14 protein-coding genes are annotated in these 14728 nt (G+C 54.9%); all 14 read right to left on the reverse strand.

The annotated features are described in order from the left end of the window. Position 1: 1 nt before the first annotated feature. The 14 genes from BLW59_RS05680 to lpxC all read right to left on the reverse strand — a co-directional run bounded on the left by BLW59_RS05680 (position 2) and on the right by lpxC (position 14340). On the reverse strand, positions 2–688 hold the full coding sequence (locus tag BLW59_RS05680; RefSeq protein WP_029545949.1) for an LptA/OstA family protein: 687 nt from the start codon (positions 686–688) through the stop codon (positions 2–4). Then, on the reverse strand, positions 681–1277 hold the full coding sequence (lptC, locus tag BLW59_RS05685; protein WP_074696882.1) for an LPS export ABC transporter periplasmic protein LptC: 597 nt from the start codon (positions 1275–1277) through the stop codon (positions 681–683). Before lptC ends, BLW59_RS05680 begins: the two co-directional genes overlap by 8 nt. Beyond that, positions 1274–2188 carry a lysophospholipid acyltransferase family protein gene (locus tag BLW59_RS05690; RefSeq protein WP_074696884.1) on the reverse strand — a complete coding sequence of 305 codons (915 nt, stop codon included), beginning with the start codon at positions 2186–2188 and terminating at the stop codon, positions 1274–1276. The genes lptC and BLW59_RS05690 overlap by 4 nt, the downstream gene beginning before the upstream one ends. Before the next feature lie 16 nt (positions 2189–2204). Beyond that, positions 2205–2789, reverse strand: coding sequence for a KdsC family phosphatase (locus tag BLW59_RS05695; protein ID WP_074696886.1), 585 nt, complete (start codon positions 2787–2789; stop codon positions 2205–2207). 208 nt (positions 2790–2997) lie between these two features. Then, the gene (locus tag BLW59_RS05700; protein ID WP_175463367.1) at positions 2998–3966 is read right to left on the reverse strand and encodes a KpsF/GutQ family sugar-phosphate isomerase; all 969 of its coding nucleotides are present in this window, start codon (positions 3964–3966) and stop codon (positions 2998–3000) included. Between the two features lie 38 nt (positions 3967–4004). Beyond that, positions 4005–4829 carry a 3-deoxy-8-phosphooctulonate synthase gene (gene kdsA, locus BLW59_RS05705; protein WP_029545958.1) on the reverse strand — a complete coding sequence of 275 codons (825 nt, stop codon included), beginning with the start codon at positions 4827–4829 and terminating at the stop codon, positions 4005–4007. Positions 4830–4879: 50 nt separating this feature from the next. Next, on the reverse strand, positions 4880–5605 hold the full coding sequence (kdsB, locus tag BLW59_RS05710; RefSeq protein WP_074696891.1) for a 3-deoxy-manno-octulosonate cytidylyltransferase: 726 nt from the start codon (positions 5603–5605) through the stop codon (positions 4880–4882). A 14-nt stretch (positions 5606–5619) separates the two neighbouring features. Next, positions 5620–8118, reverse strand: a complete 2499-nt coding sequence (gene lpxK / locus BLW59_RS05715) for a tetraacyldisaccharide 4'-kinase (RefSeq protein WP_074696893.1) — start codon at positions 8116–8118, stop codon at positions 5620–5622. Positions 8119–8130: 12 nt separating this feature from the next. Further along, positions 8131–9864: a lipid A export permease/ATP-binding protein MsbA gene (gene msbA, locus BLW59_RS05720; RefSeq protein WP_074696895.1), complete on the reverse strand. Its 1734-nt coding sequence runs from the start codon at positions 9862–9864 to the stop codon at positions 8131–8133. A 20-nt stretch (positions 9865–9884) separates the two neighbouring features. Then, positions 9885–11027 carry a lipid-A-disaccharide synthase gene (gene lpxB / locus BLW59_RS05725; RefSeq protein ID WP_074696897.1) on the reverse strand — a complete coding sequence of 381 codons (1143 nt, stop codon included), beginning with the start codon at positions 11025–11027 and terminating at the stop codon, positions 9885–9887. A gap of 107 nt (positions 11028–11134) precedes the next feature. Continuing rightward, positions 11135–11938, reverse strand: coding sequence for an LpxI family protein (locus tag BLW59_RS05730; protein WP_074696899.1), 804 nt, complete (start codon positions 11936–11938; stop codon positions 11135–11137). A 25-nt stretch (positions 11939–11963) separates the two neighbouring features. Then, the gene (lpxA, locus tag BLW59_RS05735) at positions 11964–12788 is read right to left on the reverse strand and encodes an acyl-ACP--UDP-N-acetylglucosamine O-acyltransferase (RefSeq protein WP_029545969.1); all 825 of its coding nucleotides are present in this window, start codon (positions 12786–12788) and stop codon (positions 11964–11966) included. A gap of 225 nt (positions 12789–13013) precedes the next feature. Then, positions 13014–13484, reverse strand: coding sequence for a 3-hydroxyacyl-ACP dehydratase FabZ (gene fabZ, locus BLW59_RS05740; protein WP_029545971.1), 471 nt, complete (start codon positions 13482–13484; stop codon positions 13014–13016). 22 nt (positions 13485–13506) lie between these two features. Continuing rightward, positions 13507–14340, reverse strand: a complete 834-nt coding sequence (gene lpxC, locus BLW59_RS05745) for a UDP-3-O-acyl-N-acetylglucosamine deacetylase (RefSeq protein WP_074696901.1) — start codon at positions 14338–14340, stop codon at positions 13507–13509. Positions 14341–14728: the final 388 nt, after the last annotated feature.

Below are 14728 nucleotides of genomic sequence, written 5' to 3' on the forward strand. Positions count from 1 at the left end.
GTTACTGTGCTGCCTTGGCCGAGCCGTCCTTTGCCATGTAAAGGGTCAGCTTGTTGCCACGCAGGGTGTTGTTATCCTGCACGGCCCAGGCATGACCAGTCATGACGGCCTTGCCTTCATCCTTGCCATAATAATCCACCCGGTCGCCGCCGGCTTCCAAATCCTTGGTAGGACTGTTGACATAGGCATTGCCTACCCCAACATAGTGCTCATCCTTCAGCCAGCCTTCAAGGAAATCTGCCCTGAAGAAGCCATCCTTGCTGCTGGCAGTGCCGCCATTATCCAGCCTGATGTAATCATTCTGGGTGGGATAGTAATCTACCCTTTCCCCTTTGAACTCCCTGTCCTGCTGTGTGCCGTGAACGCTGCCCATTGCCATCATGTGATCCTGTCCCTCAGAAATCAATTGGTCGCAGGTAATGCGCATATCACCCTTGACAGCAATGACATTGCCGATGACAGAGCCGGCCATGGTCTTGATATTGTAGGTGGCCTTTGTTCCCGTAACCTTGGCATCACCGCGCTTCATCAGCACATTATCCGTGGCCACCACTTCGCCGGTGCGCATATCGTATTCCACGGTATCAGCATCCAGTGAAGCAGGCTCCTTGTTGTCTGCCGCCAGCGCCAGGGAACTTGCCAGCAGGCTGAAGGCCAGCCCTGCTCCTATTATTTTCATTTTATTCATCAGCTTTGCCTCCCGACTTCTTCATTTCCTCCGCCATGGCTTTGGCCTTTTCCTCGTTGCGCTCAAGATGAGCATGCCCCATGGCCTTTATCTTGTTGAAGCTCTCGCTGCTTTCGATTTTGTCAGCGGTGATCAGCAGGTCTTCCCGGACAGATTTCACATCTCCCAGGGCAGTAAGGATTTCTTCCTTATTCTTCCAATCCAATTCCTTGCTGGTGAGAATGGCACCGTCACTGTAGGTGATGATGATGTTCCCCGTGAGCTTTACGTCCCTGGTCTTGCCCCCATAGACGCCGCTGTCGGCTTTCAACTCAGCCACCTTGCCGTCCTCGGCATAGAAGTGGCCAGTGATGCCCTGCATAGTCACATCCTGGGTATCAGCATCCACTTCAATATGCTCAGAAGTCAGGTCCCAAAGCTTTCTGCCGCCCTTTTCCTCGCTGAGGGTATTGCCATCATAGCTCATGACCTTTTTTTCGGGCTGGGGCACTTCTTTTGGTACCTCCGGCACCGTGGCTACCGCCCAAACAATCAGCCCCACTGCCAGCATGGCAATGCCTGCCACCAGAGCCTTGGCTTTATTATTCATGCCTTTTCCTCCTTGGACAGGGACGTGTGGTGCTTGCCTGATTTCATCTGCTCCGGGGCAGTGTTCCAGCGCTTCTGGAACCAGAGCCACTGGGTGGGATTCTCGCGAATGACGCTCTCCAAGATCCTGGTCATCTCAACGGTAAAATCATAGAGGTCCTTGTCAGGGTCCCCCGTATCCTTATAACGCATGACTTCCTTGATAATGACTTTGTGCCTGCCGTTCGGCTGCCTGATGATAAAAGCCGGCAGTACAGGAGCATGGAACTTCCGGGCAAAGACCGCAGGCCCCATAGGAGTGGCAGCAGGCTTTCCCAAAAAATCTATCAGCGCTCCGCCCGGTCCACCGTCCTGATCGGCCAGGAACCCCAGGATCTTACCAGCCTTCAAAGCCCTGGCTGCCGCCATGAGCTCGCTGGTGCCACGGGAAAAAATCTGCACGTTGATGGTCTTTCTGAGGTCATCCAGCGCATTGGTGTACTGGATATTGGGCTGGGGCTTGGCAATGGCAGTGACAGGCAGGTCATTCATGGTAAAGGCAGCAGACAGCCACTCCCAGGTGCCGATATGCCCCGTGAGCACAACGACCCCCTTGCCCTCGGCAATAGCTGCCTGCATGCGCTCCAAATGGTCAATCTCCACATATTTGGAAAAGTTTTCCTTGGTAAGAGCGGGCATATAGAGGATTTCCAGCACGTTTCGCGCCAGATTAACAAATGATTCCTTTACCAGTTTCCTTGCTTCTGTCTCGCTGACACCCAGGGCGGGCATCATCTGGGCCACAGCTCTTTCCCTCTGCTTCTTGATCAGGAGATAGTAGAGATTTCCCAACACCCTGCCTGCAGCCATAAGCAGGCCATGGGGCAGACAGCAGCAGACCCTGCTCATGAACATTACCAATTTATACTGCATGGACCGAACTCTCCCATCACTGCTGCAACGCCTCCGTAGGGGTTGCAATATTATCAATCTGTTCATTTACATCCTGAAAGGACGCCACAATAGCTTCCCATTTTCCCTGAGACTTCAAAATGAACTCCAAGAGCTGGCGGATGGCACCGTGCCCTCCCGGCTTGCTGGAAATCACCAATGAAGCCTCCTGCACTTCGGTCACGGCATCAGCTACAGCCATAGGCAGGCCAACCTGGAGCATGACGGGCAGGTCAATGAGGTCATCACCAACATAAGCGATTTCCGCATCTGTCAGCCCCTGCCTGTCCTTGAGCTCCTTATAGGCCCCCCGCTTGTTGCGGTGCCCCTGCATGACTTCCGTTATATGGAGCTCGCCAGCCCGATAGGCCAGCTGTTTAGACTCGCGCCCGGTGATTATGGCCGTGCGCAGTCCGGAGCGATGAGCCAGGGTAATGCCCAGCCCATCCTTGCAGTTGAAGGGCTTGTAAAGTTCCCCTTCGGCCCCCACATAAATGCCGCCATCAGTCATAACGCCGTCTACATCGAAGATGATGAGCTTTATTTTCTTTGCCCTTTCCAGAGCTTCTGCTTTTATTTCCATAGCTTTATGCCTCGCTTATCCAAAGTAAGTGAGGGACAGGGGCACGGCATAAGCGGAACGTGTGGAATTTTTCCATAAATCTTAGCGAGCGCAAGCTTCGCTCTGCGAAGCAGAGCAAAGTGCAGCGGGAGCTTAGATTCTATGGAAAAAGTCCAAGTGAAGCGTTGTCATGCCCCTTTCCCGAACGCCTTAGCGTAACCAAGACTTATCACACAACGCCCTGGCGCAGCAAATCCGTCAGATGGACAATGCCCACAGGTGTGTTGTCGCTGTCGATAACCGGCAGCACCGTAACCGGGCGGGGCTTGTGCTTCTCCATGACGGAGAGGGCTGCAGCCGCCAGCTTGTCCTTGGAAATGGTAAGAGGCGTCTCAAACATGATGGCCTTCACCGGCTCATCCAGGAATTTGTAATCCTTGGCCAGAGCACGACGGATAATGCCGTCTGTAATCAAGCCGATGAACTTGCCATCTGCGTCCACCACAGAAACAGCCCCCAGGCCCTTGTCCGTCATGATGAACAGGGCATCCTTGGCCGTTTTGTCCGCCGTGATGATAGGATTGTCCTCCCCAGTGTGCATGACATTCTCCACCTTCAGCAAGAGCTTCCGGCCCAAAGCCCCGCCAGGGTGGAACATGGCAAAATCCTGGCTGGTGAAGTTGCGGGCGCTCATAAGGGCCATGGCCATGGCATCACCCATGGCCAGGGTAGCCGTGGTGCTGGCCGTGGGAGCCAGCCCCAAAGGACAGGCTTCCCTTTCCACGCCGATATCAATGAAATGGTCGGCATGACGGCCCAGGTTGGAATCCCTACGCCCGCAGAAGGCAATGATGGCAGCCCCGATGCGGCGGATAATGGGCAGGATATTCACTACCTCAGAGCTTTCGCCGCTATTGGAAATGGCAATGACAACGTCCTTTTCCGTCACCATGCCCAGATCTCCGTGGAAAGCCTCACCGGGGTGCATGAAGAAAGAGGGGGTGCCGGTGCTGGCGAGAGTGGCGGCAATCTTCCTGCCGATATGGCCGGACTTGCCCATGCCTGTAACCACCACCCTGGCCTGGCAGTCCAGTATGCACTGGACTGCTGCCTCAAACTCAGCGTCGATGCGTTCCTTCAGAGCCTCCACTGCCCCTGCCTCTATCTCAAGGGTCTCTATAGCTTTCTCCGTTATCATGGACATGGCTGTGTCTCCTTCTATGACAGAACTATATCTTAAAGTTTCTTGCGCACGATTTCATGGATAGCCAGAGCATCCTTCAAGAGGTCTTCCAGCTTGTCCAGATATACCATATTGGCACCATCGGACAGTGCTTCTTCCGGATTGTCATGGACTTCCAGGAAGAGGGCGTCAATGCCCACGCCTACGGCAGCCCTTACCAGATACTCCACATACTCCCGGTTGCCGGAAGAAGTGGTGCCTGCCCCACCGGGAAGCTGCACACTATGGGTGCCGTCAAAAACTACAGGATAGCCAAAAGAACGCATAATGGGCAGGGAACGCATATCCACTACCAGATTGTTGTAGCCAAAGGAAGCACCGCGCTCCGTGAGCATCATCTGGTCACAGCCGGACTCGTGGAGCTTGTCCACCACATTGCGCATATCCTTGGGAGCCAGGAACTGGCCCTTCTTCACATTCACCACCCGGCCTGTCTGGGCAGCAGCGTGCAGCAGGTCAGTCTGGCGTGAAAGGAAGGCGGGAATCTGCAGGATATCAGCCACTTTCGCCACGGGCTTGGCCTGATTCTGCTCGTGGATATCAGTCACCACCGGCACATCCAGTTCCTTCTTGATAGTCTCCAGCATCTCCAGGCCCTTCTTCATACCCGGGCCGCGGAAGCTGTGGAAGGAGGAACGGTTGGCCTTGTCAAAGGAAGCCTTGAACACATAAGGAATCCCCAGCCTGCCGCAGATATCCTTGATGGTGCGGCCAATGTAGAGACAACGGTCCAGGCTCTCCAGCACGCAGGGGCCTGCCAGCAGGGCCAAAGGCTCGCCGCCGCCGATCTCGAAGCTGCCGACCTTGACTTTATTCATGATGATTCTCCTTCCATTATTTCATAAACACAAACCTAGTGCTTATTTTATCACATATTCCTGTAAATTTCATTGACCCTTTCCAGGTCCTCTGCCGTGTCCACGCCCACGAAGCTGGCATGAGTCTCCACTACCTTGATGCGATAGCCGTTTTCCAGGGCGCGAAGCTGCTCCAGGGACTCAGCCTGCTCCAGCGGAGTCGGCTCCATCCTGGCATAATTCAGCAGGAAATCCCGGCGGTAAGCGTAAATGCCGATATGCTTGTAAACCGGGCAGCCGCTTTTGCGCGGATAAGGCATAAGCGACCTTGAGAAGTACAGCGCGTAGCCCTCCTTGTCACAGACCACCTTGACATTGTTGGGATTCTTCTGCTCCTCAGCGTCTTTCATCTCGGTCTTGACCGTAGCCATGGCAAGGGCCGGGTCATCCTTGAAGAGCGCCGCCAATTCGTCTATGAGTCCCGGCTCTATCAAAGGCTCATCTCCCTGCACATTGACAATCAGGTCAATCTCCGGGTAAGCCTCTGCCACCTCTGCCAGCCTGTCAGTGCCAGTGGCATGGTCAGCTCTGGTGAGCATGGCCTTGCCGCCGGCGGCCTCCACAGCGCTCTTGATGCGCTCATCATCGGTTGCCACCAGGGTTTCATCAACCAGGCTGGCAAGACTTGCCCTCTCGTAGACCCGCACCACCATGGGCTTGCCCGCAATATCCTTCAGCGGTTTGCCCGGCAGCCTGGTTGAGGCGTAGCGGGCTGGTATCACACAAAGTACCTTCATAACTGATATCTCCTTTAGCGGTTCCCCAATTTATCCTGCAATTTTGCCTTCAGCAGGCTGTAGAACTCCTCCCCGCCTTCCTGGAAATTGACCTCCACACAGATGACGTAGACGGGAATAGGCCAGCGGGACTGTATGACTTCTGCGGGAATCTTCACCGCATCCTTTTCTGTGATGACAATGGCTTCGGCTCCCTGGCTCTCAGCGCGCCTCAGCACATCCTGCATTTCCTGCATGGTGTAATCGTGGTGGTCGGGATAGCGGAGGCTCTCGATAATCTCCGTGCCCAGATCCTCCAGGGTCTGCTCAAAGGAAGCGGGATTGCCGATGGCTGACACCGCCACAATGCGCTTGCCCTTCATTTCCGTCACCGGAATGCCATCACCTGCAATATCCACATACCAGTCCGGCAGGGGGATAAAGCAGCGGGGCTGATGGATGCTCTCCACAATCTTGGCCTCAGGATTATAGCTCTCCATGGTTTCCCGGATATACTCGCGGGAACCTGCCGCCGCCTGATCCACTTTGGTCATCAGGCAGACATGGCTGCGGTTCAGGTGAGGCATAGGCTCGCGCAGAGTGCCTCGCGGCAGCATATAGCCATTGCCGAAGACATTCACCGCATCAATGAGGATTATGTCCATATCTCTTGCCAGCTGCCAGTGCTGATAGCCGTCGTCCAGGATAGCCACCTCAGCGCCGAAGTGCTCGATGGCATAGCGGCCAGTCTCAGCTCTTTCAGCACCAATCAGCACGGGAACTTCGGGCAGATGCTTGGCAAGCATGAAGGCCTCGTCGCCTGCCTCAGCAGCGCTCATGTGCAGGTTGCTGCCGTCAGACACAATGCCCACCTTGCCATGCCATTTAGCCCGGTAGCCCCTGTTGAGGATTACCACCCGGTAGCCCATATCCCGGATATCCCGGGCCAATCTCTGGGCGGTAGGCGTCTTGCCCGTGCCGCCCACGGTGATGTTGCCCAGGCTGATGACAAAGCAGTCAAGGCTCCTGGTGCGGAATACCCCCAGCTTGAAAAGCGCCAGCTTGAAATTCACCAGCCCGCGATAAACCAGGGACAGCAGATAGAGGATTCCCATGAGGATGTTCTGCCCTATGCCGTCCACATCCTTGCTGTGCACCAGATCCACGAAGTAGGTCTGGAGGTTGGCAATCTTCTGGGTGGACTTGACGCTGGAACCCTTGGAAGCCTGCTCCCGCTCAAAGCGCTCGATGGTCTCCCGCAGGATCAGGGCAGACTTGCGGGAAGCCCCCTTGTTCTCGGCCACGATAGCCAGAGTCTCCGCCTCCATGCGGTGGCGTTCCTCGGGCTCATCAAAAAGGCGGGCGGTTTCCCTGGCCAGCCCCTCAGCGTTCTCCACAGTAATGCAGGCATTGCGCTTCCTGAAGAGGGCATGGGTGTCCTTGAAATTGAACATATAATGGCCCACGATGATGGCCTTGCCATGAGCCGCCGGCTCAAGGATGTTGTGGCCGCCGTGGGTGATCAGGCTGCCGCCTACGTACACCACATCGCCTATGCTGTAAACTCTGCCCAGCTCGCCAATGGTGTCGAGAATCACAATGTCAGCCGGCTCCCCGTGCTGCTGCTCTTTCTGCAGCTCTGTGCGCAGGGCCACCTTGAAGCCTGCCCGCTTGCAAATATGCGTGACTTCCGTAGTGCGCAGCAGCTCGCGGGGGGCAATCACCAGCCTGGCCTTGGGATGGTTCTTCCTGACCGCCTTGAAGGCCTGCAGCACGAACTCCTCCTCACCGCGATGGGTGGAACCTGCCAGGAAGATGCCGCCGTTATCCTCCAGGTTCATCTCCTGGAGAATCTGTGCCTTTTCTTCTGCGCTTACATCCGTATAGGTCTGGTCAAACTTGGTATTGCCAGTCACCGTCACCAGTTCCGGAGGGGCGCCCAGCCGCTGGATATACTCGGCATCAATGGGGGACTGCATGGCAAATTTCTTCACCGTGCCAATCATGTCCCGCAGGAGGCCGCGCATATACTTGTAGCGCTTGACGCTCTTGTCGCTGATGCGGCCGTTCACCATCATCACGGGCACCTGGCAGCGGCGGGCGGTCTTCAGGAAATTCGGCCAAAGCTCCGTTTCCACCGGCAGGAAAACCCGTGGTCCAATGCGCCTGAAGACATGGGACGCCAGCCAGGGCAAATCCAAGGGGAAGTAGATGATGGCATCTGCATCCTTGATGATGCGGTTGGCCATTTCATAGCCACTGGTTGTGACTACAGAAACAAGAATGGGGCTGGTGGGGAACTCCTTGCGGAATTCCTTGATCAGGGGGCTGGTAGCTACGATTTCCCCTACCGAAGCCGCATGAACCCAGATACAGCCCTTTTTCGCCACCGGTTCAAGAACATGGTCCGGGAAAATGCCCAGGCTCTGCTTGATGCGCTCCACGAACCCCCGTTCACGCACCGCGCGGATCATAAACATCGGGATGATGAGCACCACGACGATGATGGCCGCTATGTTATAAAGCAACTGCATGTCTTATCCCCTTTACTCAACGTTCTTCTTGCTAAACTGAATATTATATAGATAACTGTAAAGCCCGTTCTTCTTCAGCAGCTCCTCATGTGTGCCATGCTCCTTGATTTTGCCTCCGTCAATGACATAAATCTGGTCGGCATTGAAAATGGTGGAAAGGCGATGAGCAATGACAAAGGAAGTACGCCCCACCATGAGCTGGTCGAGGGCCGCCTGCACCACTTTCTCACTCTCCGTATCCAGGGCCGAAGTGGCTTCATCCAGGATGAGGATGCGAGGATTTTTGAGTATAGCCCGGGCAATGGCCATGCGCTGACGCTGACCACCAGAAAGATTAAGTCCCCGTTCCCCAATAGGAGTGTCATAACCCTGGGGCAGTTCACGTATAAAGCCATCGGCATTGGCTGCCCTAGCTGCTGCTTCCACTTCCTCGTCAGTTGCATCCAGTCTGCCATAACGGATATTTTCCCGCACCGTGGTAGAAAAGAGCATGGTTTCCTGAGGCACAATGCCAATCTGCTCCCGCAGGGACTTGATGGTCACATCCCGTATATCATGGCCGTCAATGCTGATGGAACCACTATCAATCTCATAGAAGCGCGGCAGCAGGTTAGCGATGGTGGACTTGCCTGCCCCTGACGGACCTACAAAAGCAATCATCTGCCCAGGCCTTGCCTCCAGCGTCACATCATCCAGAGCCAGCACATCCTTCTTATAGCCAAAGGAAACATGGTCCACTACCACATGCCCCTGAATTTCAGGCAGTGGCTTGGCCTCTGGCTTGTCGGAAAGCGGCTCAGGCAAGTCAATGATCTCAAACACCCTGTCCACTGCCGCCATGGCCTTCTGCATGGAGCCATAGACACGAGAAAGACGCTTGACGGGATTGGCCAGATTTACAGCGTAAGTAAGGAATGCTATGAGCGCACCAGCAGTAAGCTCACCATTCAGCACCTCATAACCGCCAAACCAGACAATGAAAGTCACTGATACTGCCGCCAGGAACTCCACCGTCGGCGTCAGAAGGCTGGTGAGCTGCACATTCTTCATGGCGGCCTGGAAGTTCAGGATGTTCTGCTTCTGAAAGCGGTTGATTTCGTAATCCTCACGAACAAAGGTCTTGACTACCCGCACAGAAGACACGCTTTCCTGCAAAAGGGAGGTAATATCTGCCATGCGCTCCTGAATCACCGTGCCATTGCGCTTGAGCTTGCGGCCGAAAATCTTCATAGCCTGTCCCACCAGCGGGATAATCACCAGTGTCAGCAGGGAGAGTTTCCAGTCAAGATACAACATCATGACCAGGGAACCGATGAGAATTGATCCTTCCGTCACCATCTCTATGAGCTGGCTCACCAGAGCGGACTGGATAGCCGCCACGTCGTTGGTGATATAACTCATGGTCTCGCCCGTCTGATGCCTGTCAAAATAAGACATGGGCAGGCGCTGGAACTTTTTGAACATGACCTCGCGGACGTCGATGATCACACGCTCGCCAATGTAGGATACCAGATAGGACTGGCCATAGTAGAAAACCCCCCTGATGAGGAAGGTGATGACAATGCCTGCCGAAATGACATTCAGCATGAACATATCCTTTTCCGTCAGCACCTTGTCCACCATGTCCTTGATGATCCAAGGCAAGTAAAGATTGGCGGTTGCCGCCATGATGATGCAAAAAACAGCCAGGATAAAACGCCTTGTATAAGGCCGCATATATTGCAGCAGCCGCTTGTAATTCTTCATGGATGATCTTCCCTCAAAATCTATGAAATATATCGTCTGGCACAGGCCAGTACTTTTTCCGCTACACGATAAGCCGCCCCGGGTGCCCCCAGCTTTGCGCAGGCTTCCACGAGCTTTTCGCAGGTGACCTGCCTCTTTTCTTCACCGGGATAGAGCGGCAGCATATTTTCTGCAATATTCTCTGGTGTCACCTGCTCCTGCAGCAGTTCCGGCTGGAAGCCTTCTCCCAAAAGAATATTGGGCAGGCTGAAATTATCCACATGAACCAGGAGCCTGCCGATGAAGGCAGACAGCCTGGATAGACGATAGAGCACCACGCAGGGCAGGCCCATAAGGGCCGCCTCCATCACCACCGTGCCTGAGGTGGCCATAGCCGCCGCCCCCATGCCCATGAGAGCATAGCGGTGCTCCGTGCCCGTAAGGGTAACTGGCACACCTGCCGCAGAGATTTTCGCTTCTATCAGCTCCCTCAGTCCCTCATCTGCCACAGGCAGGTAGAAGCGGCTTTCAGGCCGCTTTTCCCTCAAGAGCTTCGCCGCCCCCAGCATATCTGGCAGGAGCATCTCTATTTCCTGGCGGCGGCTGCCGGGCAGCAGCAGGATGGGCACTTCTCCCTCCTGCAGTCCAAACTCCCGTTCAGCCTTTTGCGGAGGGATTTCAGCTTTTACCGTATCCACCAGGGGATTGCCCACAAAGGAAATCTTTGCCCCGGCCGCCTCATAAGGAGGCAGCTCATGGGGAAAGATAGCCACAAATTCCTCTGCGATCATAGCGCAGTCTTTGGCTCGTCCCTTGCGCCAGGCCCAGGCAGAAGGCGGGATATAGGAAAACACTGGAATCCCCAGGGCTCTGGCCTTTTTCGCCAGCCGCCAGTTAAAATCCGGGTAATCTATGAGCACCAGAAGGTCAGGCTTTTCCTCCCGCATGGCATTTTCCAGCTCGCGCAGAAGTCCCATTATCCTGCCCAGATTCTTCAGGACTTCCCAGACTCCCATGACATTGTAGTCGGCAAAGTCTCTGAGCAGGCGCACGCCGGCGCCCTCCATTTCCCTGCCGCCAAAGCCCATGAGCTGCACGGAAGGGTCAATGCTTAAAAGGGCCTCTGCCAGCTTCTTGCCGTGCAAGTCCCCCGAAACCTCTCCTGCTGAGAGCATAATCTTCACTGGCCATCCCTCCGTCCATCAATCTATCATTTTATCATATAACGCCGAAGCCCGCAAAAAAGAAATGCGGCAGACCGAAGTAACTGCCGCATCTCATATCTTCATCTTCACATAGCCACGATAGCAATGCCGTGTTCTTCGGCCAGCTTTACCACAGCTTCCCGCTCTACCAGCAGGGTCTTGTCAGCCTCGATAGCCAGGGCCGTAGCGCCTGCAGCAATCATGGACTCAATGGTAGCCTTGCCCACCGTAGGCACATCAAAGCGGTTATCCTGCTCAGGCTTGGCCACCTTGACCACCACTGCGCCGCCACGGGCCAGCTCGCCGCCGCGCCTGATGCAGGCATCGGTGCCCTCAATGGCCTCCAGAGCCATGACAGCAGACTCCTTCACCACCACGGTCTGGCCCACATCCAGGCGGCCGATTTCCTTGGCCATGCGGAAGCCAAATTCCATGTCCTTCTTCTCCCGCTCATCCGGCTCGCGGCTGGTGAGGGTGCCGCTATGGGGCATCAGCTTATGGATAAGTGCCGTCTGGTCAAAGGCAGTGAAGCCAGCCTTGGCCAGAGCCTGGACGAAAGCCAGCATGATGGTATCGTCCTTCCTGTCCGGCAGAGACATGATAAGCTGCATAGCCATAGCATCCGGGATGAGTTTCCCGGAGAAAAGCAGTTCCTTGGTTACTTTGCCAATCATGGTCACCTTCTCGACCTGCTTTTCCTTCAAGTAAGCCAGCAGCTCACCCAGCTTGGCAATGCTGATATGGGCACACTCAGTAGCCGCCTCGTCCAGTTCAGGGTCCGTCTCGTCCAGCAGGGCCACAGCATAAACCTCATAGCCCAAAAGCTTTGCAGCCCTTGCGCATTCCACAGGCAGCTTGCCTACGCCTGCCAGCAGTCCAATCTTTTCCATAAACTTTGCTCCCTATCTCTAAATTTTAGTCCAGTTCTTTATCCCCATCCCGACGGCCTCTGCAAATTCCCCGATCCGCATTGCGCAGGAAGCGGAGGAAATGCTCAATCTCTTCACAGGAATCCACATCCTGTTCAATGACAGAAATAGCTTCCTTGAGGCTCAGCCCCGAACGGTAGAGTATCTTGTAAGCCCGCTTGATATTGCGGCGCACATCCAGGGGAATGCCCGCACGGGCAATGCCCACGCTGTTGAGGCCCGCAGCCTTCGCCGGATGACCAGCGACGATAGTGTACGGCACCACATCCTGCACCAAGCGGGACATACCTGCCACCATGGCATTGCGGCCAATCTTCACGAACTGGTGGACACCAGCCATGCCGCCTATGACAGCCCTGTCCTCCACTACCACATGGCCCGCCACGCTGGCCAGGTTGGACATGATGACATTATTGCCAATCACACAATTATGTGCCACATGGGTGAGTGCCATCAGCAGGCAGTCATTGCCGATGCGGGTTTCCTCCCCTTCGCCGGTGGCGCGGTGGACGGTGACCCCCTCACGTATGGTGGTGCGGTCACCGATGAAGACATAGCTCTTCTCACCCTTGAATTTCAAATCCTGGGGTTCCTCGCCTATGGAAGCCCCCTGGAAAATCTTGCAATCCTTGCCAATCTGGGTCCAGCCAGTGATAACCACATGGGGGCCAATCTTCGTGCCCTCACCGATTTCCACATGCTCCCCAATCACCGAGTACGGCCCAATCTCCACATTCTTGGCAATCCGTGCCCCCGGTGCTATGACAGCAGTATCATGTATATAAGCCACTACTTTGCTTTCAGCGCTCATCTGCTCCAACTCCTCTGTTCCCGAAACCCACGTGCCAGGGTGAGCAATTCCCGACACCAACGGCTTTGCTCATCTTTTATTTATACTCCCAAATAAACTTTCAATCTTAGTATGCAATATGACAGCAAATCCGGGCATTCTTCGAATTGAACAAAGACTAGGTCTGTTTTACTTGCTAAAATCAGTTATTTACAACAAAATCCTCTGTTTTGCGCTTTGGAAGGCTCAGGCTTCCGTGCTTTCACCGGATTCTGCTTTATGGTTTTCATCCTCAATCAAGGCAAACTTGAAGTCAGCCTGAGCCACCAGCTTGTCATTGACATAGCCGTCAGCATGAAGCACGCCGAAGTTGCCACGCACCTTCACAATCTCAGCCTTGGTCACCAGCACATCGCCGGGCACCACGGGCTGCTTGAAGCGCACGTTGTCCATGCCGCCGAAGAAAGCCAGCTTGCCGCGGTGCTCCTTCGGGTAGAGCATAGCCACTCCCCCCACCTGGGCCATAGCCTCGAGGAGCAGGACCCCAGGCATGATGGGATGCCCCGGGAAATGGCCACCGAACTGGGGCTCATTCATGGTGATGCACTTGATGCCAGTGGCAGACTTGAAAGGCTCAATCTCCACAATGCGGTCCACCAGCAGGAGGGGCGGACGATGGGGCAGGATTTTCATGATTTCATTGATATCGAGTTCCATAAACATATCCCTCTTTCTATACTCAGCCTCGCGGCGCTGCCGCAAGAAGTTTTGCTAAAGCCGTATTCAGGGCATGGCCTGAAGCTGCCGCAATGACATGACCCCGGACAGGACCTGCCAGCCGCAGATCCCCGATGACATCAAGAATTTTATGGCGAACCAGCTCATCTTCAAAATGCAGGGGATTCACCCAGCCGTCGTCATTGTAGACGATGACGCTCTCAATGGTGCCGCCAAGTCCCAGTCCCATCTGCCGCAGAGCCTCGATTTCCTTTTCGTAAGCAATGGTACGGGCAGGAGCGATTTCCTTATGATAGGTCTCCTCGTCAATCTCAAAGTCCTCATACTGGATGCCAATGAGCTTGTGGGGATTGACAGAGGTGAAGCTCACTCTGAACCCGTCGTAAGGCACGACCATGACAAAGCGCTCTTTCTTCTCATCGTCAATGCGGTAGACCTTGTCCACCACCACTTCATGGCGGGGAGCATCAAGCTCCGTCTTCCCTGCCTCCCGGATAAGCTCAAAGAAAGCAAGCGCAGAACCATCCGCCACCGGCGGCTCTTCCGAGTCCATCTCAATGCGGCAGTTGTCAATGCCAGCTGCATGGAAGGCACTCATGAGGTGCTCGATGGTAAATACCTTGCAGCCATTCTCCTCCACAGTGGTAGCCCGCAGAGTGGAAGTGACGTTCTCCGCCACCGCATGGATCTCCGGCTGCCCTGGCAAATCCGTCCGCACAAAGACCAGTCCCGTATCCGCCCCGGCCGGGCATAACACCATATGTACCTCACGCCCGGAATGAAGACCCACCCCCGTATAGGCAGCCTCCCTGGCCAGCGTTGTCTGCTTCTGCAACAGTAATTCCTCCCGACTTGCTATAAAAACACGCAGGTGCCCCCTGCGTGTCCATTAAATCCGAAATTTTTCCGTATATATTTTATAAGACTTCCATGAGAAATGCAAGCACTTATGACCCATGCCCACAAAAAAACAGAGCCGCCGCCTGTATGTGGCATCAGCTCTGCACTGAATTTCACACCTTGCCCGCCGTTCATTAACCAGCCAATTTATGCTGCCCTCACAAATCAATCAGCTTGGCCAGTTCACCGGTGGCGTTGGCAAAATCCTCCATGGTCATGCCGAACTCATCCCTGAAGATGCGCTTCACTGTTTCGTAGGATACGTCCACCTCTTCCCCTATTTCCTTTCCTGAAAACGCCGCTGCCAGCTGGGAAGCGGCGGC

Source organism: Selenomonas sp. KH1T6 (assembly GCF_900108415.1).
Classification (GTDB): Bacteria; Bacillota; Negativicutes; order Selenomonadales; family Selenomonadaceae; genus Selenomonas_B; species Selenomonas_B ruminantium_A.

Coding starts and splice junctions, on each gene's coding strand:
- kdsB (WP_074696891.1), bottom strand. CDS start 5,605: ATGAAGGTACTTTGTGTGATACCAGCCCGCTACGCCTCAACCAGGCTG.
- lpxA (WP_029545969.1), bottom strand. CDS start 12,788: ATGAGCGCTGAAAGCAAAGTAGTGGCTTATATACATGATACTGCTGTC.
- BLW59_RS05700 (WP_175463367.1), bottom strand. CDS start 3,966: ATGATAACGGAGAAAGCTATAGAGACCCTTGAGATAGAGGCAGGGGCA.
- BLW59_RS05690 (WP_074696884.1), bottom strand. CDS start 2,188: ATGCAGTATAAATTGGTAATGTTCATGAGCAGGGTCTGCTGCTGTCTG.
- lpxK (WP_074696893.1), bottom strand. CDS start 8,118: ATGCAGTTGCTTTATAACATAGCGGCCATCATCGTCGTGGTGCTCATC.
- BLW59_RS05695 (WP_074696886.1), bottom strand. CDS start 2,789: ATGGAAATAAAAGCAGAAGCTCTGGAAAGGGCAAAGAAAATAAAGCTC.
- msbA (WP_074696895.1), bottom strand. CDS start 9,864: ATGAAGAATTACAAGCGGCTGCTGCAATATATGCGGCCTTATACAAGG.
- fabZ (WP_029545971.1), bottom strand. CDS start 13,484: ATGGAACTCGATATCAATGAAATCATGAAAATCCTGCCCCATCGTCCG.
- BLW59_RS05730 (WP_074696899.1), bottom strand. CDS start 11,938: ATGGAAAAGATTGGACTGCTGGCAGGCGTAGGCAAGCTGCCTGTGGAA.
- BLW59_RS05680 (WP_029545949.1), bottom strand. CDS start 688: ATGAATAAAATGAAAATAATAGGAGCAGGGCTGGCCTTCAGCCTGCTG.
- kdsA (WP_029545958.1), bottom strand. CDS start 4,829: ATGAATAAAGTCAAGGTCGGCAGCTTCGAGATCGGCGGCGGCGAGCCT.
- lptC (WP_074696882.1), bottom strand. CDS start 1,277: ATGAATAATAAAGCCAAGGCTCTGGTGGCAGGCATTGCCATGCTGGCA.